Raw genomic sequence first — 20,867 nt, 5'->3', positions numbered from 1 at the left:
GGTGATCGCCCTGCTCCTCGTCGGAGCCCACCGCGGCGTACGCGACGGCCCCGACCAGCAGCAGGGCGATCACCCCGACCTTCGTGGTGACCACCTTGATCAGCAGCCACGCCGCGCGCCGGGCGCCGGGCACGGTCTTCTTGGCGGTCTGGTAGTCGGCCCATCCGCGCCGCGCGCGGGCGTACGCCGATCCCACACCGGATCCGATGATCAGGCCCACCAGCAGGAGGACCATGATGAGAGGACGCTCCACCCACGTCAGTATCCATACTCAGCGTAATATTTCCATGCCCCGATCATTTCACGCCAGAAATCCGACAGTTCCCCCGTTCTGAGCGTAATCGGGCGGTCACGCTCCGCAGGCTCAGCCGCCCTTGCCGATGATCGTGTCGGCGGTCTGCTGGACCTGCTCGATCGGGATGGCGAAGCCGATGCCGATCGAGCCGTTGCCGTCGATGGTGGCGATCGCGGTGTTCACCCCGATCACCTCGCCACGCGCGTTGACCAGCGGCCCACCGGAGTTGCCGGGATTGATCGAGGCGTCGGTCTGCACCGCCGTGTGCCGGTTGTCGCCGAGGCGTACCTGCCGGTCCACGGCGCTGACGATGCCGGCGGTGACGGTGCCGGACAGCCCCAGCGGGGAGCCGACCGCCAGCACCGGCTCGCCGACCCGGGTCGAGCCCGGCTTGGCCAGCGGCAGCGGCGCCAGCCCGGCCGACGGCGGCACCCTGAGCACCGCGAGGTCGCTACGCGGCTCCCGGCCGACCACCTCCGCGGCGAACCGCCGCCCGTCGGGCAGCTCCACAGTGACCGAGCCGTTGCGCCCCCGCGCCAGGATGTGGTCGTTGGTGATGATGTGCTGCCGGTCGTCCACGGCGAAGCCGGACCCGTTCGCGGACGCGCCACCGGCCCCGCCCACCAGCACGGAGACCACCCCGGGAACGGTCTTCTGCGCCGCGGTCACCAACTCGGCCGGGACCGGCGCGGCCGAGGCCGCCGGCGCGCCGGCCTCTCCGTCCCGGCTGGCCACGAAGCCGCCCGCCGCGGCGCCGGAGACGGTGGAGAGAGCCACCACCGCCAGGGCGGCGAGCAGCCGGCCGCGCCAGCGGCGCTCCGCCGGGTCCCGGCCCGATCCCCCCACGTCCCACCGGCCCCGGCCATCCGGGTCCAGCTCCGGTGAGATGAACCAGGGCCCGCGCGGCTCGCCCAACCCGGTCTGCACTGCCATACGTACGCTCCTCACATGTTCGTCCGGCGGTGGCCGTACGCGTTCAGGGCAGTCGGGAGAACCAGCGCATCGAGCCGAACGCCGCGCCCATCGCGAACACCAGTCCGAGGCCGATGAACCGGGCCGAGACGTCCTGCCGCTCCGTGCGGTAGCCGACCGAGGTGCCGATGTCTTCGTAGACCGCCCGCAGCTCGTCGGAGGTGCTGGCCTCGTGGAACCCGCCGCCGGTTTCCTCGGCGACCGCACGCAGGGTCTGCCCGTCCACCGGCACCTGGATCGGCCGCCCGCCCCGATCGACGAAGCCGCCCGGCGTGCCGAACGAGATGGTGTGTACCGGCACCTCCATCGCGACGGCGTCGGCGGCGGCCTCCATCGGATCCATCCCGGAGGTGTTCGCGCCGTCGGAGAGCAGGATGATCCGGGCCGGGGGCGGATCCTTCTCCGCCCGGCTGTCGAAGCCCTTCACCGCGCCCAGCGCGGTGCTGATGGCCTCGCCGATCGCCGTGCCCTGCACCCCGGTGGCGCCCTCCGCCAGCCGCTTTATCCCCTCGTGCAGCGCCTCCCGATCGGTGCTCGGCGGCACCAGCACCGCCGCGCTGCCGGCGAAGGCGACCAGCCCGACGTTGAACTCGTCGGGCAGCCCGTCGACGAACCGCCTCGCCGACTCCTTGGCGGCACTGAGCCGGTCCGGATCCACGTCGCCGGCCAGCATCGAGGTGGAGACGTCCACCGCCACCATCACGGTGGCCCGCTCCCGGGGCACCCGGACCTCGGCGGTGGGGCGGGCGTAGCCGACCACCAGCAGCGCCAGCATGACCAGGAAGAGGCCGGCCGGCACGTGCCGCCGCCACGCCGGCCGATCAGGCGCCACCCGGTCGAGCAGCCGCAGGTTGGTGAAGCGGACCGCGTACCGGCTGCGCCGGCGCTGCATCATCAGGTAGCCGACGGCCAGGGCGAGCACCCCGAGCAGCAGCCACAGCCGGACGGGGGACTGCCAGATCACCCGACACCTCCCCGGGTGGCTTCGGCGGCGGGAGCCGCCGCGGGCCGGCGCTGGGCGTGCACGTGCCGCACGATGTCGGCGCTCCAGTCCCGGTCGGTCCGTAGTGGGAGGTGACTGGCGCCGCTGCGGCGCAGCGCCTGGCGTACCTGCTCGCGCTGGACGGCCGCGGCGGCCGCGTACCGCTGACGCAGCCCGGGGTCGCCGGTCCAGACCTCCCGCCGGCGGCCGGTCTCCGGGTCCGTCAGGGTGATCAGGCCCACGTCCGGCAGCTCCAGCTCTCGCGGGTCAATGACCTCGATCGCGAGCACCTGGTGGCGTACCGCGAGCCGGCGCAGGTCGCGTTCCCAGGGCGGCTCGTCCTCGGGGTCGTCCGGCAGGCCGTCGAGGAAGTCCGAGACCACCACCACGAGGCCCCGCCGCCGGGCGATCCGGTGCACGGCGGCCAGCCCGTCGGCCAGATCGGGTCCGGCGGGCGGCCGGTTCCGCCGGTCGTCCCCGCCCCGGGGGGCGCCGAGCAGCGCCCGGAGCAGCCCGAGCAGGTGGGTACGCCCGCTGCGGGCGGGGAAGCGCCGCAGCCCGCCCGGGGCGAGCACGGTGGCGCCGAGCCGGTTGCCGACGCCGGCGGTGAGGAAGCCGACCGCGGCGACGGCCGCCACGGACAGTTCACGCTTGTCCAGCTCGGCGGTGCCGTACTCCATGCTGGGGCTGGCGTCGACCAGCAGCCAGGTGGTCAGCTCCCGGTCGGCCTCGACCTCGCGCACGTGCGGCACGGTGGTGCGGGCGGTCACCGCCCAGTCCATCCGGCGTACCTCGTCCTCACCGGGGCGGTATTCCCGGCTGCCGGCGGCCTCGCTGCCCGGCCCGGGCAGCAGGCCGCGGTACTGCCCGTGCAGCAGGCCGTCGAGCCGGCGGGTGACGGTCAGCTCCAGCCGGCGCAGCCGCTGGTCGGGGGTCAGGTCGCCCAGGCCCGGGTCGGCCGGCGCGGGCGCCGGCGTGGTCGCCGCGCGCCACCTCATGCCGCCGCCAGATCGGCCGCCTGCTCGGGGTGGCCGTTGGCGATCCGCGGCGGCGGCACCGCCTCGACCAGGCGCCGGACCAGCGCCTCGGCGCTCACCCCGTCGGCGACCGCGTCGAAGGAGAGCACGAGCCGGTGGGACAGCACGTCCACGGCCAGTTCCCGGATGTCCTCGGGCAGCACGTACTCGCGGCCGCGCAGCAGCGCCTGGGCCCGGGCGGCGGCCACCAGCCCGAGGGTGGCCCGGGGGCTCGCGCCGTACGCGAGCAGCGGGGCGAGCTCCGCCAGCCCGAACCGGCCCGGGTCGCGGGTGGCGAGGATGAGCCGGACCACGTACTCCGCGATGGCGTGGTGCACGAAGACGCGGGCGGCCCGGTTCTGCAGGTCGAGCAGCCGCTTCGGGTCGAGCACCCGGCGGGCGCTGGGCCGGTCGGCGCTCATCCGGTAGAGGATGGCCAGTTCGTCGGCGTCGCTCGGGTAGTCGACCACGATCTTCATGAGGAACCGGTCGCGCTGCGCCTCCGGCAGCTGGTAGACCCCCTCCGACTCGATCGGATTCTGGGTGGCGAGCACCAGGAACGGGGCCGGCACGCGGTAGCTGCGCCCGCCGATGGAGACCTGCCGCTCGGCCATCGCCTCCAGCAGGGCGGACTGCACCTTGGCCGGGGCCCGGTTGATCTCGTCCGCGAGCACCAGGTTGGCCATCACCGGGCCCAACTCGATGTCGAAGGTCTCCTTCGACGCCCGGTAGATCCGGGTGCCGACGATGTCGGACGGGACGAGGTCGGGGGTGAACTGGATCCGGGAGAAGGTGCCGCCGACCACGGTGGCGAGGGTCTGCGCCGCGAGGGTCTTGGCCACTCCCGGCACGCCCTCCAGCAGACAGTGCCCGTCGGCGACGAGGGCGGTCAGCAGCCGCTCGACGAGCCGATCCTGCCCGACGATCACGCGTTTGACCTCGAAGAGGGTCTGTTCCAGCTCGGCGCCGGTCGCGTCGGGACCGACCGCGGTGGGCGCGCTGGCCAAGGTGTCCGAGATGTCCGTCACGGTGCTTGCTTCCCGTGGCGGCGGTCGGACAAACGTCGGAATATCCCGCAGTGGGGAGCCCATACCCCGCCAGGCGGCACGACGGCCGCCGAACCCCTCGGGACGGCAGGAACCGGAGAAAGCCGGCCCTCCCGTCTCGCGGGAGGGCCGGCTTCCCCGGCGGGGGTCAGAGGTGCACGACGAGGTGGAACGGCAGGTCCGCGGCGGCGCCGGCCGAGTTGCGGGTCTGCACGAAGACCGCGTTCGGCGTGCCGAGCCGGTTCGCCACCGAGACCTCACCGGCGGGTGGGACGCAGCAGGAGTCCGGCCGGCCGATGGTCGCGACGAAGACGCCGGAGGTGACGGTGGAGGCGAACTGCACCTCGTACTGCCCGGCGCCGTATTTGATCACGGTGCCGTCGCCCCGGGCCTTGGTGCCGTTGGCGTTGACGACGGTGGCGAAGATCGTGCCGTTCACGGCGGCCGTCCGGGCACCCTGGGCGAGCGCCGCCTTCGCCTTGCGGGCCGACTCCGCCGTCACCGGCGGCTGGCTGTCGCCCCGGCGGGCCGGCTGGGCGACCTCGCCGGGAGCCTTCGCCGGAGGCTGGGCGACGGCGACCCCACCGCCGGCCAGGGTGAGGGCCAGGACGGCGAACGCCACCGCCACTGCCTTGCGTCTGAGGATTGTGGTCATGACAGGTCTCCCTTTTGTGACCGTGGTGACCGGGCCGGCCCGCATCCGGCGGGACAGCCCGATCCTTTTCCGAACGCGTGGACAATGAGCCGCAACCATCGGATCAACAGATTCGACCGCACCTCAGCGGCTGCCAACTCAACTAATCACACCCGTGTTGAGCAGGTATAACTACTCAGGGTTTCGACGTCTCAACCAGATGGAACGTAGCATCGAAAAAAGCTAGGCGTCAATAGCCGATCAGCATTTTACGAGGCGTGTCGCCGTGCCGAAGAATTGCGAAAGACGAACCCTTGGCCATTCACGAATGGCGGTCACCGGCGCGTCCGCCGGGCGGCTAGTCTCCATCCGTGATCACCGAGGCCACGCCACGACCGGCGGCTCCGCACCGGCTGCGGCTGCGGCTACGGCTACGGCTACGGCTACGGCCGGCACTCTGCTGGCTCGCCGTCGCGCCCGGCGTCGCCTGGGTCGCCGTCCGCCTCCCCGGCCTGGAGCGGGGGCCGCTGGTGCAGCTGCTCGCGTTCACGCCGTACGTCGCCGCCTGGAGCCTGGTGCCGCTGGTGCTCGCGCTCGCCCTGCGACAGCGCCGGCCCGCGGTGGTCGCGGCGGTGACCGCGCTGGCGCTGGTCGCCGTCGTGGCGCCCCGGGCACTGGCCTCGGCGCCGCCGGCGGCGACCGGGCCTACCGTCCGGCTGCTCACCGCCAACCTGCTCGCCGGGGCGGCCGACGCGCGGACCCTGGTCGATCTGGTCCGCACGCACCGGGTCGACGTGCTGGCCGTGCAGGAGTTCACCCCCGACGCGCAGGCGCGGATGGACCGGCTCGGCCTCGACCGGCTGCTGGGTACCGCCAGCTCAACCCGGAGCCGGGCACGCCCGGCTCCGGGCTCTACGCCCGCTTCCCCATCAGCGACGTCGGCGTCCGGCGGCACCGCGGCGCCTGGGGCTTCACCCAGGCGTACGGCACGGTGACCATCCCGGGCGCGCCGCCGGTCCGCGTCGAGTCGGCGCACCCGGCGGCGCCCTACGCGGTGGACCAGCTCGGCTACTGGCGCACCGACCTGGCCGCGCAGCCGCCGGCCACCCCCGACGGCGGCCTGCGCATCCTCGCCGGCGACTTCAACGCCACCCTCGACCACGCCCCGCTGCGCGCCCTGCTGCGAACCGGGTACGTCGACGCGGCGGACGCCGTCGGCGCGGGGCTGACCGGCACCTGGGGCCCCTACGACGGGGATCTGATCCCACCGGTGGCCATCGACCACGTGCTGGTGGACCGCCGCATCGCCGTACGCGCGGTCGAGGTGCACCCGCTGCCCGGCAGCGACCACCGTCCCGTCCTGGCCGCCCTCCGCCTCCCCGGACCGGCTCAGACCCTGGCCCGGGAGAGGCCGTAGGTAAGGGCGTCCACCAGGGCGTGCCAGGACGCCTCGACGACGTTCGGGTGCACGCCCACCGTGGTCCAGTCCCGGCCGGCGCCGTCGGCGGTCTCGACCAGCACGCGGGTCACCGCGCCGGTGCCGTGGCTGCCCTCCAGGATCCGCACCTTGTAGTCGGCCAGCTCGAAGTCGCGCAGCTCCGGGTAGTGCCGGGCCAGCCCGACCCGTAGCGCCTCGTCGAGGGCGTTGACCGGGCCGTTGCCCTCCGCGGTGGCGATCACCCGCTCACCCCGTACCCGGATCTTGACGGTGGCCTCGGAGACCACCGCGCCGTCCTCGCGGTGCTCGACCAGCACCCGGTACGACTCCAGCGCGAACGGCCGGGCCGGGGCGGCGCCCGGCAACTCGGAGCGGACCAGCAGCTCGAACGAGGCGTCGGCGGCCTCGAACGACCAGCCGCCGGCCTCCAGCTCCTTGACCCGGCTGGTCACCTTCGACAGCGTCTCCGGATGGCCGGCCAGGTCCAGCCCGAGCTCGCGGCTCTTGAGCTCGATGCTGGCCCGGCCGGCCATCTCGGTGACCAGGATCCGCATGTCATTGCCCACCACCTGTGGGTCCACGTGGTTGTAGAGCAGCGGATCCACCTTGATCGCGCTCGCGTGCAGCCCCGCCTTGTGGGCGAAGGCGGCGGCCCCGACGTATGCCTGGTGGGTGTCGGGTGCGATGTTGGCGATCTCGGCGATGGCGTGGGAGACCCGCACCATCTGCGCCAGGCAGCCCTCCGGTAGGACGGGCAGCCCGAGCTTGAGCTGGAGGTTGGCGACGACCGCGAAGAGGTCCGCGTTGCCGGGACGCTCGCCGTAGCCGTTGGCGGTGCCCTGGAAGTGGCGCACACCGGCCTCCACGGCGGCGACGGTGTTGGCCACCGCGCAGGCGGTGTCGTTCTGGCAGTGGATGCCGAGCAGTTCCGGGCCGACACCGGTCCGCGCGGTGAGGTCGGTGATGGCGGCGGTCACCTGGGACGGCAGCATCCCGCCGTTGGTGTCGCAGAGCACGAAGCGTTCGGCGCCGGCGGCGAGCGCGGTCTCCACCACGGCGCTGGTGTACCCGGGGTCGTGCCGGTACCCGTCGAAGAAGTGCTCCCCGTCGACGAAGACCCGCCGTCCCTCGGCGACCAGGTACGCCACGGTGTCGTGGATCATCGCGAGATTCTCCGCCGCGGTGGTGCGCAGTGCCCGTTCCACGTGTCGCAGGTCGGCCTTGGCGACCAGGGCGACCGCCGGGGTCCGCGCGTCGAGCAGGCCGCGCACCTGCGGGTCGTCGGCCACCGCCACGCCGGCCCGGCGGGTGGCGCCGAACGCGACCAGCAGCGCGTGCTTCAGGTCGAGTTCGGTACGGGCGCGGCGGAAGAACTCGGTGTCCTTCGGCACGGCACCCGGCCATCCGCCCTCGATGAAGCCGACCCCGAACTCGTCCAGCAGCCGGGCCACCGCGAGCTTGTCGACCACCGAGTAGCTGACCCCCTCGCGCTGGGCGCCGTCGCGCAAGGTCGTGTCGTAGACCTGGTACGTCATGAGGTTCCTTTCAGAGCAACAAAAAGACCCCCCGCGGGATGCGGGAGGTCTGCGCGCTCGGCGGAGGGGAGGCCGGCGCGCTAGGTGCCAATAATCAGGACGGTGCTGGTCACGATCGGTACTCTGCCACCCGGACCCGGGTTTTGGGAGGCACAATCCACATGGCGGGACGGTGACGCAGGGTTGCGATACCGCACGGGGCACGACCACGCCGGCAGAACCGTCCGCTCGTGATCGACTTCACAAGTCCCCCCACCGCTATCCGGCGGAAACAAGGCTGCGGAAGTATCTGGAACCGATCCAGTTACCGGCCTCGTGCCGCTGTCAAGGAGGACCTGTGCTCACTGTCGGTGACCGCTTCCCCGAGTACGAACTCACCGCCTGCGTGTCGCTGGACGCCGACCAGGCGTTCGAGACGATCAACCACAAGTCCCACGAGGGCAAGTGGCGCGTGGTCTTCTTCTGGCCGAAGGACTTCACCTTCATCTGCCCCACCGAGATCGCCGAATTCGGCCGGCTCAACGGCGAGTTCGCCGACCGCGACGCCCAGGTGCTCGGCGTGTCGGTCGACAACGAGTACGTCCACTACGCCTGGCGCAAGGACCACCCGGACCTGCGGGAGCTGCCCTTCCCGATGCTCAGCGACATCAGGCGCGAGCTGACCAGCGCCTGCGGCGTGCTCGGCGAGGACGGCGTGGCCCAGCGCGCGACCTTCGTCGTCGACCCGGACAACGAGATCCAGTTCGCCATGGTGACCGCCGGCTCGGTCGGCCGGAACGTCTCCGAGGTGCTGCGGGTGCTCGACGCGCTGCAGACCGACGAGCTCTGCCCCTGCAACTGGAACAAGGGCGGCGAGACCCTCGACGCCACCGCGCTCCTCGCCGGGGCCGAGGCCTGAGCATGGGTCTGGACGCGGTCAAGGCGGCTCTGCCCGAGTACGCCAAGGACATCAAGCTCAACCTCGGCTCGACCATCGGCACCAGCACGCTGAGCCCGGTCCAGGTCTGGGGCACCGCCCTGGCCTGTGCGGTCGCCGCGCGCAACCCGGTGGTGCTGAAGGAGATCGCCGGCGAGGCCGCCGACCACCTGAAGCCGGAGGCCGTCGAGGCGGCCAAGGGCGCCGGCACGATCATGGCGATGAACAACGTCTACTACCGGGCCAAGCACCTGATCGGCGACGAGCAGTACCAGTCGATCCCGGCCCGGCTGCGGATGCAGATCATCGCCAGGCCGGGCGTGGAGAAGGCCGACTTCGAGCTCTGGTGCCTCGCCGTCTCGGCGATCACCGGTTGCGGCGTGTGCCTGGAGTCCCACGAGAAGACGCTGCGCACCGCCGGCCTCAGCCGCGACCAGGTGCACGAGGGGCTGCGGATCGCCGCCGTCGTGCACGCCGCCGCGGTCGCCCTGGACGCCCAGGCGGCACTGGCCTGACGGACCGGCACGGGCGGGTGCGGCGGTCCCGGGTGCGGCGATCTCGGCAGTAGCGACCTCGGGTGTAGCGACCTCGGCAACCGGGTACCAAGGGCCGGAGAGGGCACCAATCCCCGATCAGTCGAGTAGAGGAGTGAACGCCATGGAGCGGCTCGACCCTCGAACGACCCACGGGACGCCGGACCCGCTCATGCACGGTGGACAGGGCGCCGTCCCGGGTGTCACGCCCGGCGGCACCTTCGACCCGTGGCGCTACCGGGACGAGGCCGGGGTGACCGGCGTCGACCTGGCGGGCTACAAGGTGGAGGCGAGTGACGGCGCCATCGGCAAGGTGGACCAGGCCAGCCACGAGGTCAACTCCAGTTACCTCGTGGTGGACACCGGCCCGTGGATCTTCGGCAGGAAGGTCACGATCCCGGCCGGCACCGTCAACCACGTCGACCACGACGAGCGGAAGGTCTACGTCGACCGGAGCAAGGACCAGATCAAGGCCGCGCCCGAGTACGACGAGACCGCCGACACCGACCCGGCCTACCGGGACAAGCTCGGCGGCTACTACGGCGAAACCTACTCGGCCATCCCCCCGGGTACCGCCAGGTAACGGTTGATCCTGTTCGACGGCCGGTGGGGTTACGCCCCACCGGCCGTTACCGTGTCAGGGTGGACGCCATTGAGGTCAACCGCAGGATCCCGTTCTCCGCGATGTTCAACTTCCGCGACGTCGGCGGCTACCCGGGCCACGGCGGGCGGAGCGTACGGTGGGGCCGGCTCTACCGCTCGGACTCCCTGCACCGGATCGACGAGACGGACCGGGAGGCGTTCGCCGCCCTCGGCATCCGGACCGTCATCGACCTGCGCCGCCCGTACGAGGTCGAGCGCGACGGCCGGGTCCCCGACTTCGACGGGATGACCTGGCGGCACATTCACCCCGAGCACGCGGAGTGGGACGAGCGGCCCTACCGGTCGGGGACCAGTTTGGCCCGCTACCTCGCCGACCGGTACGCCGACCTCGCCGAGACCGGCACCGCCGGGCTGGCCGAGGCGGTCGGGCTGATCGCCGACTCGGCCAACACCCCGGTGGTGGTGCACTGCGTCGCGGGCAAGGACCGGACCGGGATCGTCTGCGCGCTCACCCTCGCCGTGCTCGGCGTCGACGACGCCACGATCGCCGAGGACTACGCGCTGAGCACCGAGGCGTCGCAGCGGTTCAGCGCCTGGGTGGCCGCCACCATGCCGGCGGCGGAGGAACTGCCGCCGGCGTTCCTCGCCTCGCCGGCGGAGGCGATGGTGCTCTTCCTCGCCGAACTGCGCACGGGTCACGGGTCGGTGGCGGGCTACCTCCGCCACGCCGGTGTCACCGACGCCCAGCTCACCGCCCTCCGCGACCACCTGCTGGCCTGACTACGGAACCCGGGACCCGTTCAGGGGATGCGGCACCGCCCCCACGCCGGGCGGGCGCGGGGGCGGGTGAGCAGCGGGTCAGCAGACCCGGTGGACCCAGCCGTGCGGGTCGGACGTCCGGCCCCGCTGGAGGTCGACCAGCTTCTGACGCAGGGACATGGTGACCCGGCCGGGGTCGCCACCGCCGATCAGGAACTCGCCGTCGGGGAAGCGCACCTGCCCGATCGGCGTGATCACGGCCGCGGTGCCGCAGGCGAAGACCTCGCGCAACCGGCCGCTCGCCGCGTCGGCCTGCCACTCCGCGAAGCTCACCGGGCGCTCCTCGACCCGGTGCCCGGCGTCGGCGGCCAGGGCGAGCACCGACTCGCGGGTGATGCCGGGCAGGATCGTGCCGGTCAGCGGCGGGGTGACCACGCTGTCGTCGTCGTAGACGAAGAAGACGTTCATGCCGCCCAGCTCGTCGACGTACCGGCGCTCCACCGCGTCGAGGAAGACCACCTGGTCGCAGCCGTGCTCGATCGCCTCGGCCTGGGCCACCAGCGAGGCGGCGTAGTTGCCGCCGCACTTGGCCGCGCCGGTGCCGCCGGGCGCGGCCCGGGTGTAGTCCGGGGAGACCCAGACCGTCACCGGCTTCACCCCGCCGGTGAAGTACGCCCCGACCGGTGAGGCGATCACCAGGTAGAGGTACTCGTTGGCCGGCCGGACCCCGAGGAAGACCTCGCTGGCGAACATGAACGGACGCAGGTAGAGGCTGCCGTCCTCGCCCTCCGGGATCCAGTCGCGGTCGATCTCGATGAGCCGGTGCAGCGAGTCGACGAACGTCTGCTCCGGCAACACCGGCATCGCCATCCGCCGGGCGGAGGCGGCGAACCGGGCGGCGTTGGCCTCCGGGCGGAACATGGTGACCCCACCGTCGCCGGTGCGGTACGCCTTCATCCCCTCGAAGATCTCCTGCGCGTAGTGCAGCACCGCGGCGGCCGGATCCATCGGGATCGGCGCCCGCGCCTCGACGCGGGCGTCGTACCAGCCCTTGCCGTCGGCGTACCGGATGGTCACCATGTGGTCGGTGAAGACCCGACCGAATCCGGGGTTGGCCAGCAGGGCGGCCCGGTCGGCGACGGATACCGGCGCGGGATTCGGACGGATCTCGAAGTCGAGCTTGTCACCACCGCTCATCGCGCTGACCTCCCTGCGGGACGGACGGCACACGGTCCGCATGCCGAGAAAACTGGTGCGAGAAACTTACCCCGAACGGTCGTTCAGCGGGTAGCTCCGCCCGGGCGTACCGGTGCCGCCCGGGTGGATGGGCTGCCGGCCGCGTGCGGGCTGCGGAAGAAGCCGGCGGGGATGGTCGTTCCGACCCGGGTCGGGCCGGCGACCGGAGGCCGACGGGGCAGGGTGGACCCGCGCCGGTCGTTCAGCCGGCGGCGTGGGCGGCCAGCCGGTCGCCCACCTCGGCGGTGCGCAGCGGTACGCCCGCGGTGCGCCCGGCCAGCTCCGCGCCGACCGCGGCGGTGACCCGGGCCGCGGCGTCGGCGTGGCCGAGCTGGTCGAGCAGCAGGGCGGCGGAGAGCACGGCCGCGACCGGGTCGGCGAGGCCGCGACCGGCGATGTCCGGTGCCGAGCCGTGCACCGGCTCGAACATCGAGGGGTACGCCCCGTCCGGGTTGATGCTGCCGCTGGCCGCCAGACCGATCCCGCCGGTGACCGCCGCGGCGATGTCGGTGAGGATGTCGCCGAAGAGGTTGTCGGTGACCACCACGTCGTACCGCTGGGGCTGGGTGACCAGGAACATCGCCGCCGCATCCACGTGCTGGTACTCCGTGGTGACGTCCGGGTGCTCGGCGGCGACCGCCTCGAAGGTGCGCGACCAGAGCGAACCGGCGTGGGTGAGCACGTTGGTCTTGTGCACCAGGGTGACCTTGCGCCGCTCCCGGCGCCGGGCCCGGGCGAACGCGTCCCGGATCACCCGCTCCACCCCGTGCCGGGTGTTGAGGCTCTCCTCGGTGGCGATCTCGGCCGGGGTGCCCCGGTGCAGCGCGCCCCCGGCGCCGGCGTAGAGCCCTTCGGTGCCCTCCCGCACCACCACCAGGTCGACCTCGCCGGGCTTCACACTGGACAGCGGTCCCGCCGTGCCGGCCCAGAGCCTGGACGGGCGGAGGTTGACGTACTGGTCGAAGGCGAAGCGGAGCTTGAGCAGCAGGCCCCGCTCCAGCACCCCGGGCGGCACGCTGGGGTCGCCGACCGCGCCGAGCAGGATCGCGTCGTGCCCGGCGAGCTCGGCCAGGACGGAGTCGGGCAGCACCTCGCCGGTCCGGTGGTAGCGGGCGGCGCCCAGGTCGTACTCGGTGGCCTCCACCCCCGGGAGTACGGCGTCGACGACCTTGCGGGCCTGCGCGACCACCTCGGGACCGATTCCGTCCCCGGCCACCACCGCGATCCGTGCCACGTCCTGTGCTCCTTCGCCTCGCCGTCTTCCCGACGGTACGCCGCCGTCCCGCCTCCCGGTACGGATCTTCCATGATGCGGGAACGGAGATGCACAGGACCCTCCCAGGTGAGATTCATGCTGCGGTCATCTCCGCTGCCTAGCGTGATGACGAACGGGTCGCGGGGGCCCGTGACGGGTGGCGCGACGGCGCGCCCACGTCAGCGAGGGAGCAGGTGCGATGCGGATCGACGAGCAGCCACGGACCCGTTGGGTCGACCAGGCGACCTTCCGCCGGCGACCGGACCTGCGGCTCGGCACCCGCAGTCACCGGGTCGACCGGGCCGACTCGGTGACCGGCGACCGGATCTCTGTGCGGCACACCGTACGGACCTCCACCGCCGAGTACTCGCTGCTGCTCAACGCACCGGAATGGCTGGGCCGCCGGGGCGTCGGCGAGGCGCTGCGGGACGCCGTCGCCGAGCTGCGCGCGATCGACCTCACCTACGGGCCCGTCCGGCCGGAGAGCCTGGTCTCCCGGCTGCGCCGGGGTGAGATCAGCCCCGAGTCGTACTCCCCGCTGGCCGACCTGGTCGACCGGTGTGCGGCGATGCGGGCGGCCACCGACGGCTGGTTCGACGCCTGGGCGGTGCCGGGCGGATTCGACCCGGGCGGGCTGCTCGGCGGGTGGGCGGTGGAGCGGGCCGCCGCCCGGCTGCGCGCCGCCGGCATCCACGACTACGCCGTGCTCACCGGCGCCGACCTGGTGGTACGCGGCCACGCGGCGCACGGCGGGCCGTGGCGGGTGGCGGTGCACCACCCGACCGACCAGCGGCGCGCGCCGCTGGTGCTGGAGATGACCGCCGGTGCGGTCGGCACCTCGGGGGTCACCGGCCGGCACGGGCACGTGGTCGACCCGCACACCGGAGAGCCGGCCGACCAGCTGACCGCCGCCACCGTGATCGGGCCGGACCTCGCGGTGGCCGACGCCTACGCGACCGCGCTCTACGCCGCCGGACCGGCCGGGCTGGCCTGGTTCCGCACCGGGTCGGACTACCGCGTGCTCTTCGCCCACCGCCGCTGAGTCGACCGGCAAGGCGGAGCGGACCGCGATCGGCCCCCACGGTCTCGGCAACGACCGTGAGGGCCGGTCAGCGACGAGTGCGCGTGGCTCGCGCAATCGAGGGGTGCGGGCCGGTCGGGCCGGACGTCGACCTCGCCACCCGAAGACGGGCCCACATCGCGAGCTCGGCCAGTAACCGCACCGGTACGCTAGCGAATCGACGCAACTCGACGCAAGAGTCTCCACAGCGGACCGTCGCGGCAGGATTGCGGCGGAGTGACGGCGGGGCAGTTTCGACATGGTGAACGACGGATGGCACGCTGTCCGCCGTGAGTTTCGATCTGAGCGTGTGGGCCCTGGCGGACGGGGCGACACCCGAGGACGTGCGGACAGCGGTGCGGCGGTGCCGGCAGGGGCAGCACCTCGACCGCCACCCGGACCCACGGGTCGTGCAGTTCTACCGGGCAATCACCGCCACGTACCCGGACCGGCACCCCGGCCCAAACACCCCCTGGGCGGTCACGCCGCTGCACGCGGCCCACGACCACGTCGAGTTAAACCTGCACCCGACCTGCGAGGATCAGGTGCTGCTCGACATCGAGCGGCTGGCCGGCGAGTACCACCTGATGCTCTTCGACGCCCAGGACGGGTCGGTCTACCCGCCCCCGTCGCACATCACCGGCTGACGCTCCCCTCCGCCGAGGCGGCGCGGGTGGGACGGCGAAGGGCCCGGCCGTGACGGCCGGGCCCCGGTGTGCCGTGTGCGCGGACTACTCGTCGCGCAGGTCGGCGGCGCTGGCCGCGGTCGCGCCGATCGAGTCCGCCGCCGAGGTGAGCAGGTCGGCGCCGAGCGCCTGGTCGACGGTGAGGGTCATCAGCGTCTCGCCACCGGCCTCCCGGCGGGCCACCTGCATCGCGGCGATGTTGATGCCGGCCTCGCCGAGCAGCGTGCCGACGGTGCCGACCACGCCGGGGCGGTCGACGTAGCGGAGGAAGACCAGGATCCCCTCCGCGCCGATCTCCACGTCGAAGCCGTCGACCTCGGTCAGCTTGATGACGTCGCGGGCACCGGTTGTGGTCACCGTGCCGGAGACGCTGACCGTACGCCCGTCGGGCAGCGCCCCACGGACGGTGACCAGGTTGGGGTGGTCGACCGTCTCCGCCTGGCTGGCCAGCGACACCTCGACCCCGCGCTCGGCGGCCAGGTGCGGCGCGTTGACGTAGGTGACCTGCTCCTCCACCACCGAGCTGAACAGGCCCTTGGTGGCGGCCAGCTTGAGCACCGACACGTCGTGGTTGACGATCTCGCCGCGCACGTCGACGGTGACACTGGCGGCGACCCCGCCGGCTACGGCGGTGAAGGCCCGGCCGAGCTTCTCGGCCAGCGGCAGCAGCGGCCGCACGTCCTCGGCGACCACGCCGCCGGCCTGCACGTTCACCGCGTCCGGCACGAACTCGCCCTGCAGCGCGAGCTTCACGCTCTTCGCCACGGCCAGGCCGGCCTTGTCCTGCGCCTCGTGGGTGGAGGCGCCCAGGTGCGGGGTGGCCACCACGTTGTCGAAGGCGAACAGCGGGGAGGAGGTGCACGGCTCCTTGGCGTAGACGTCCACGCCCGCGCCGGCCACCCGGCCCTCGGCGATCGCGTCGGCGAGGGCCTGCTCGTCGACCAGGCCACCGCGGGCGGCGTTGACGATCCGGACGCCCGGCTTGACGACGGCCAGCTCCTTCTCGCCGATCAGGCCGACGGTCTCCGGCGTCTTCGGCAGGTGGATGGAGATGAAGTCGCTCTCCCGCAGCAACTCCTCCAAGCCGACCAGGCGCACGCCGAGCTGGGCCGCGCGGGCCGGCTGGATGTAGGGGTCGTACGCGATCAGCCGGGTGCCGAAGGCGGCGATCCGCTGCGCGAACAGCACGCCGATGCGGCCGAGGCCGACCACGCCGACGGTCTTGCCCTGGATCTCCACGCCGGTGTACTTGGACCGCTTCCACTCCCCCGCCTTCAGCGCCGCGCTGGCGCTGGCGGTGTTACGGGCCACCGCGAGCAGCAGCGCGACGGCCTGCTCGGCGGCGGAGACGATGTTGGAGGTGGGGGCGTTGACGACCATGACGCCCCGCGCGGTGGCGGCCGGCACCTCGACGTTGTCCAGGCCCACCCCGGCCCGGGCGACCACCTTCAGCCGCGGCGCGGCGGCGATCGCCTCGGCGTCGATCTGGGTGGCGCTGCGGACGATGACGGCGTCGGCCTCGGAGAGCGCCGAGAGCAGGGCCGGTCGGTCGGTGCCGTCGACGTGGCGGACGTCGAAGTCGTGCGCGAGCACCTCGATGGCGGCGGGAGCGAGTTCTTCGGCGATCAGTACGACAGGATTCATCGGTCCTCGTAGATGTCGTCAGAGCGGTCGGCCGGGGCGGGACGCCGCACTGCGCCCTGCGCTGATCCGTGCCATGGCCGTCAGGTGCCGGCTGCGCACCTATCAGGGATCGTAGGCGGCGGTTCCGTCGGCGTGCCCCGGAGCGTGGGGTGAGTGCCCTCACAAACCGTGTGTGACGTGCGGGTTAACGATCGTTCGACGGAGGTCGGCTAACTCCCGCCCCGGGCCCGGCACGGCGGCGGACCAGCGCCGAGGACGGCCCCACCGGATGGCCGCCCGCCACGGCGACGCGCGGAGGCTTCGCGGGACGGTGACCGGAGAAACGCCGGCACCCGGGCCCGACGCCGGAGAGAGCGCCGGGCCCGGGTGCCAGCCGGGGTGGAAGATCAGGCGGTCTCGGTGATCGGGCGGTCGACCCAGCTCATCATGCCGCGCAGCTTCCGGCCGGTCTCCTCGATCGGGTGCGCCGCGCCCTCGGCCCGCCACTTGGTGAAGTTCGGCCGGCCGGCCTCGTCCTCGGCCACCCACTCGCGGGCGAACTCACCCGACTGGATCTCCCCGAGGATCTTGCGCATCTCCTCCTTGACCCGGGCGTCGATGACCCGCGGGCCACGGGAGAGGTCGCCGTACTCCGCGGTGTCGGAGATGCTGTAGCGCATCTTGGCGATGCCGCCCTCGTACATCAGATCGACGATGAGCTTCAGCTCGTGCAGGCACTCGAAGTACGCCACCTCGGGCGCGTAGCCGGCCTCGGTGAGCACCTCGAACCCGGTCTGCACCAGCGCGGCCGCACCGCCGCAGAGCACCGCCTGCTCGCCGAAGAGGTCGGTCTCGGTCTCCTCGGTGAAGGTGGTCTTGATCGCGCCGGCCCGGGTACCCCCGATGCCCTTGGCGTACGACAGGGCCAGCGCGAGCGCGGTGCCGCTGGCGTCCTGCTCGACGGCGACCAGGCACGGCACACCCTTGCCGTCGGCGTACTGGCGGCGGACCAGGTGACCCGGACCCTTCGGGGCGACCATCGCCACGTCCACCTCGGCCGGAGGCTTGATCAGGCCGTACCGGATGTTGAAACCGTGGCCGAAGAAGAGCGCCTTGCCCGGGGCGAGGTTCGGCGCGATCGACTCGGCGTAGAGCGCGCGCTGCGCGGTGTCCGGCGCCAGAATCATGATCACGTCGGCCTCGGCCGCCGCCTCGGCCGGGGTGACCACCCGCAGGCCCTGCTCCTCGGCCTTGGGCCGGCTCTTCGAGCCGACCGGCAGGCCGATCACCACGTCGACGCCGGAGTCCCGCAGCGACAGCGCGTGGGCGTGGCCCTGGCTGCCGTAGCCGATCACCGCGACCTTCCTGCCCTGGATCAGGCTCAGGTCGGCGTCGTCGTCGTAGTACACCTCAACGCTCATGAACTTCCCTTTCGTACGGCGGCCCGGGCGGCCCGTCGTGGACTGTGCGGTTGGGTAGAGCGGCCCGCAGGCCGTCCCGCGGGTGGGTCAGGCGGCCCGCAGGGCCGGTCCGGCGGTGATCGAACGCGAGCCGCGCCCGATCGCCACCAGCCCGGACTGGACCATTTCCTTGATTCCGAAGGGTTCGAGGTCGCGCAGCAGCGCGTCGAGCTTGTCCGGCGTGCCGGTGGCCTCGATGGTCAGCGTGTCCGGTGCCACGTCGACCACCCGGGCCCGGAACAGGTTGACCGTCTCCAGCACCTGGGCCCGGGCCGTGCGGTCGGCACGCACCTTGACCAGCAGCAACTCACGGGCGACCGAGACCTGCGGATCCAGCTCGACGATCTTGAGCACGTTGACCAGCTTGTTGAGCTGCTTGGTCACCTGCTCCAGCGGGGAGGACTCGGCGTTGACCACGATAGTGATCCGGGAGACGTCCGGGTTCTCCGTCTCGCCGACGGCGAGGCTGTCGATGTTGAAGCCGCGCCGGGAGAAGAGGCCGGAGACCCGGGCCAGGACGCCCGGCTTGTTCTCCACCAGGACGCTCAAGGTGTGCATGGTCATCAGATGTCATCCTCGTCGAAGACCGGGCGGACGCCGCGGGCGAACATGATCTCGTCGTTGCTGGTGCCGGCGGCCACCATCGGCCACACCATGGCGTCCTTGCCGACCACGAAGTCGATAACCACCGGGGCGTCGTTGATGGCCATCGCGGCCTCGATGGTCTTGTCGACGTCCTCGGCGTTCTCGCAGCGCAGCCCGACGCAGCCGAGCGCCTCGGCGAGCTTGACGAAGTCGGGGATGCGGTGCTTGTGGGTGCCGAGGTCGGTGTTGGAGTAGCGCTCCCCGTAGAACAGGGTCTGCCACTGCCGCACCATGCCGAGATTGCCGTTGTTGATCAGGGCGATCTTGACCGGGATGCCCTCCAGTGCGCAGGTGGCCAGCTCCTGGTTGGTCATCTGGAAGCAACCGTCCCCGTCGACCGCCCAGACCACCGTGTCCGGCTTGCCGACCTTGGCGCCCATCGCGGCCGGCACCGCGTAGCCCATCGTGCCGAGACCGCCGGAGTTCAACCAGGTGTACGGCTTCTCGTAGGAGATGAACTGGGAGGCCCACATCTGGTGCTGGCCGACCCCGGCCACGTAGATCGCGTCCGGGCCGACGATCTCGCCCAGCCGCTTGATCACGTACTGCGGCGAGAGCGTGCCGTCGGCCGGCTCCTCGTAGCCGAGCGGGTAGCGCTTGCGCAGGTCGTCGAGCTGGGTCCACCAGTCGGCGGCGTCGGCGCGCCGGCCGGCCGCCTGCTCGGCGGTCACCGCCGCGATCAGCTCGTCGATGACGTGCCGGGCGTCGCCGACGATCGGCACGTCCGCGTGCCGGTTCTTGCCGATCTCGGCCGGGTCGATGTCGGCGTGCACGACCGTCGCGTCCGGGGCGAACGAGTCCAGCCGGCCGGTGACCCGGTCGTCGAACCGCGCGCCCAGGGCCACGATCAGGTCGGCCTTCTGCAGGCCGTAGACCGCGGCGACCGTGCCGTGCATGCCAGGCATGCCCAGGTGCTGCGGGTGCGAGTCGGGGAACGCGCCCAGCGCCATCAGCGTGGTGACCACCGGGATGCCGGTCAGCTCGGCGAGCCTGCGCAGCCCCTCGGTGGCGCCGGCCTTCAGCACACCGCCGCCGATGTAGAGCACCGGCCGGCGGGCACTGCTCATCAGCCGGGCCGCCTCGCGGATCTGCTTGCCGTGCGGGTGCAGGGTCGGCCGGTAACCGGGCAGGTCCAGCGTGGGCGGCCAGGCGAAGGTGGTGGGCGCCTGGAGGACGTCCTTGGGGATGTCGACCAGGACCGGGCCGGGCCGGCCGGTGCTGGCCAGGTGGAACGCCTCGGCCAGCACCCGCGGGATCTCCTCGGCGCTCTGCACCAGGAAGTTGTGCTTGGTGATCGGCAGGGTGATGCCCTGGATGTCCGCCTCCTGGAAGGCGTCCGTGCCGATCGACGGGCGCGCCACCTGGCCGGTGATCGCCACCATCGGCACCGAGTCCATGTACGCGTCGGCGATCGGGGTGACCAGGTTGGTCGCCCCCGGGCCCGAGGTGGCGATGCAGACCCCGACCCGGCCGGTCGCCTGCGCGTAACCGGTGGCCGCGTGCCCGGCACCCTGCTCGTGCCGCACCAGGATGTGCCGGACGGTGGAGTCGTAGAGCGGGTCGTACGCGGGCAGGATCGCACCACCGGGGATGCCGAAGACGACGTCGACGCCGAGCGCCTCCAGCGACCGCACGAGCGAACCGGCGCCGGAGACCTGGGCCGAGGCGGGTGTGCGTACCCCCGGAACGGCCGGGGTGGCCGCGGCGCGGGCGGCGCCGGCGTGGTCGGCGTCGCTCGCGGGCTCGGCGGCGGCGCGGGCCCGCCGGGTGGAGTGGGCGAGTGTCTCTGGCGTGGGTCTCGTCATGGCGGTTCAGGCCTTCGGCTGGAGTGGGTGGGGCTTCATGCGGTGCAACGCGGGCGGGACCCGCGCCGGATGGGTCCGACGGCAACAAAAAAGCCCTCGTGCAGGATGCACGGGGCCAGCGCACTCTCGGTGAGGGAGAGTGCGCTCAGGTAAGTACTCGCAGCGACCGGTACGACGACATGCGGTCAAGCCTGACGCATCTCACGCGATGAGTCAACTGATCCCACATGTTGGTTAACCGATCGGGCGGATTCCCCCATCCAGGACGCCTCGGCACCCGGTGCGACCTGCCCGGACCCGACCTCCGGCGGGCGCTGTGCGGGCACCCGCTCACCCGGCCGCAGCGGTGGCGGGGCGGCGGCGGAGAAG

Annotated in this window: 19 protein-coding genes and 1 pseudogene; 7 read left to right on the top strand and 13 right to left on the bottom strand. The window is 72.5% G+C overall.

Annotation, left to right across the window (positions count from 1 at the left end; translation table 11 throughout):
• From C1I99_RS15100 to C1I99_RS15075, 6 genes are all read right to left on the bottom strand, one after another.
• The coding region (locus tag C1I99_RS15100) for a hypothetical protein (RefSeq protein WP_111134859.1) at positions 1–253 on the bottom strand (253 nt) is incomplete at its 3' end.
• A gap of 111 nt (positions 254–364) precedes the next feature.
• Positions 365–1,228: a S1C family serine protease gene (locus C1I99_RS15095; protein WP_111134856.1), complete on the bottom strand. Its 864-nt coding sequence runs from the start codon at positions 1,226–1,228 to the stop codon at positions 365–367.
• A gap of 43 nt (positions 1,229–1,271) precedes the next feature.
• A complete protein-coding gene (locus C1I99_RS15090; RefSeq protein ID WP_111134855.1) occupies positions 1,272–2,231 on the bottom strand; it encodes a VWA domain-containing protein in 960 nt (319 codons plus the stop codon).
• Positions 2,228–3,247, bottom strand: coding sequence for a DUF58 domain-containing protein (locus tag C1I99_RS15085; RefSeq protein ID WP_111134854.1), 1,020 nt, complete (start codon positions 3,245–3,247; stop codon positions 2,228–2,230). Before C1I99_RS15085 ends, C1I99_RS15090 begins: the two co-directional genes overlap by 4 nt.
• Positions 3,244–4,293 (bottom strand): AAA family ATPase, encoded by a 1,050-nt coding sequence (locus tag C1I99_RS15080; protein ID WP_111134853.1) that lies wholly within the window; start codon positions 4,291–4,293, stop codon positions 3,244–3,246. The genes C1I99_RS15085 and C1I99_RS15080 overlap by 4 nt, the downstream gene beginning before the upstream one ends.
• A 166-nt stretch (positions 4,294–4,459) precedes the next feature.
• Entirely contained in the window at positions 4,460–4,966 is a 507-nt protein-coding gene (locus C1I99_RS15075) for a hypothetical protein (protein WP_111134852.1), read from the bottom strand.
• 350 nt (positions 4,967–5,316) lie between these two features.
• Here C1I99_RS15075 and C1I99_RS15070 point away from each other — a divergent pair.
• Positions 5,317–6,362 (top strand): annotated as a pseudogene (locus tag C1I99_RS15070) (endonuclease/exonuclease/phosphatase family protein).
• Here the strand turns inward: C1I99_RS15070 and cimA are convergent.
• A complete protein-coding gene (gene cimA / locus C1I99_RS15065) occupies positions 6,335–7,918 on the bottom strand; it encodes a citramalate synthase (RefSeq protein ID WP_111134851.1) in 1,584 nt (527 codons plus the stop codon). The pseudogene C1I99_RS15070 and the gene cimA sit on opposite strands and share 28 nt — an antisense overlap.
• 337 nt (positions 7,919–8,255) lie before the next feature.
• On the opposite strand from cimA, the gene C1I99_RS15060 reads away from it, so the two are divergent.
• From C1I99_RS15060 to C1I99_RS15045, 4 genes are all read left to right on the top strand, one after another.
• Complete coding sequence (locus C1I99_RS15060) at positions 8,256–8,816, top strand: peroxiredoxin (RefSeq protein ID WP_111134850.1); 561 nt, start codon at positions 8,256–8,258, stop codon at positions 8,814–8,816.
• Positions 8,817–8,818: 2 nt separating this feature from the next.
• Positions 8,819–9,349 (top strand): alkylhydroperoxidase, AhpD family, encoded by a 531-nt coding sequence (ahpD, locus tag C1I99_RS15055; protein ID WP_111134849.1) that lies wholly within the window; start codon positions 8,819–8,821, stop codon positions 9,347–9,349.
• A gap of 142 nt (positions 9,350–9,491) precedes the next feature.
• The gene (locus C1I99_RS15050) at positions 9,492–9,950 is read left to right on the top strand and encodes a PRC-barrel domain-containing protein (protein ID WP_111134858.1); all 459 of its coding nucleotides are present in this window, start codon (positions 9,492–9,494) and stop codon (positions 9,948–9,950) included.
• Positions 9,951–10,009: 59 nt separating this feature from the next.
• Complete coding sequence (locus tag C1I99_RS15045; RefSeq protein WP_267897495.1) at positions 10,010–10,750, top strand: tyrosine-protein phosphatase; 741 nt, start codon at positions 10,010–10,012, stop codon at positions 10,748–10,750.
• 78 nt (positions 10,751–10,828) lie between these two features.
• Here the strand turns inward: C1I99_RS15045 and C1I99_RS15040 are convergent, their stop codons facing one another.
• Both C1I99_RS15040 and C1I99_RS15035 read right to left on the bottom strand, forming a co-directional pair.
• Positions 10,829–11,926, bottom strand: coding sequence for a branched-chain amino acid aminotransferase (locus tag C1I99_RS15040; protein WP_111134848.1), 1,098 nt, complete (start codon positions 11,924–11,926; stop codon positions 10,829–10,831).
• Between the two features lie 241 nt (positions 11,927–12,167).
• On the bottom strand, positions 12,168–13,199 hold the full coding sequence (locus tag C1I99_RS15035; RefSeq protein ID WP_111134847.1) for a 3-isopropylmalate dehydrogenase: 1,032 nt from the start codon (positions 13,197–13,199) through the stop codon (positions 12,168–12,170).
• 219 nt (positions 13,200–13,418) lie between these two features.
• Between C1I99_RS15035 and C1I99_RS15030 the strand changes: the two genes are divergently transcribed.
• Together C1I99_RS15030 and C1I99_RS15025 are read left to right on the top strand one after the other, a co-directional pair.
• Entirely contained in the window at positions 13,419–14,261 is an 843-nt protein-coding gene (locus tag C1I99_RS15030; RefSeq protein WP_111134846.1) for an FAD:protein FMN transferase, read from the top strand.
• Between the two features lie 308 nt (positions 14,262–14,569).
• On the top strand, positions 14,570–14,926 hold the full coding sequence (locus C1I99_RS15025) for a hypothetical protein (RefSeq protein WP_111134845.1): 357 nt from the start codon (positions 14,570–14,572) through the stop codon (positions 14,924–14,926).
• Positions 14,927–15,010: 84 nt separating this feature from the next.
• On the opposite strand, the gene serA is transcribed toward C1I99_RS15025, so the two are convergent.
• The 4 genes from serA to C1I99_RS15005 all read right to left on the bottom strand — a co-directional run bounded on the left by serA (position 15,011) and on the right by C1I99_RS15005 (position 20,498).
• Entirely contained in the window at positions 15,011–16,609 is a 1,599-nt protein-coding gene (gene serA, locus C1I99_RS15020) for a phosphoglycerate dehydrogenase (RefSeq protein ID WP_111134844.1), read from the bottom strand.
• Positions 16,610–16,995: 386 nt separating this feature from the next.
• Complete coding sequence (gene ilvC / locus C1I99_RS15015; protein WP_111134843.1) at positions 16,996–18,009, bottom strand: ketol-acid reductoisomerase; 1,014 nt, start codon at positions 18,007–18,009, stop codon at positions 16,996–16,998.
• Between the two features lie 87 nt (positions 18,010–18,096).
• Positions 18,097–18,612: an acetolactate synthase small subunit gene (gene ilvN, locus C1I99_RS15010; RefSeq protein WP_088995589.1), complete on the bottom strand. Its 516-nt coding sequence runs from the start codon at positions 18,610–18,612 to the stop codon at positions 18,097–18,099.
• Positions 18,612–20,498, bottom strand: coding sequence for an acetolactate synthase large subunit (locus C1I99_RS15005; RefSeq protein WP_111134842.1), 1,887 nt, complete (start codon positions 20,496–20,498; stop codon positions 18,612–18,614). The genes ilvN and C1I99_RS15005 overlap by 1 nt, the downstream gene beginning before the upstream one ends.
• Between the last annotated feature and the right edge of the window lie 369 nt (positions 20,499–20,867).

This window comes from Micromonospora deserti (assembly GCF_003236335.1).
GTDB lineage: Bacteria > Actinomycetota > Actinomycetes > Mycobacteriales > Micromonosporaceae > Micromonospora > Micromonospora deserti.
The sequence above is the reverse complement of the archived record's forward strand: the minus strand, read 5'-3'. Positions and strand labels throughout refer to the sequence as shown.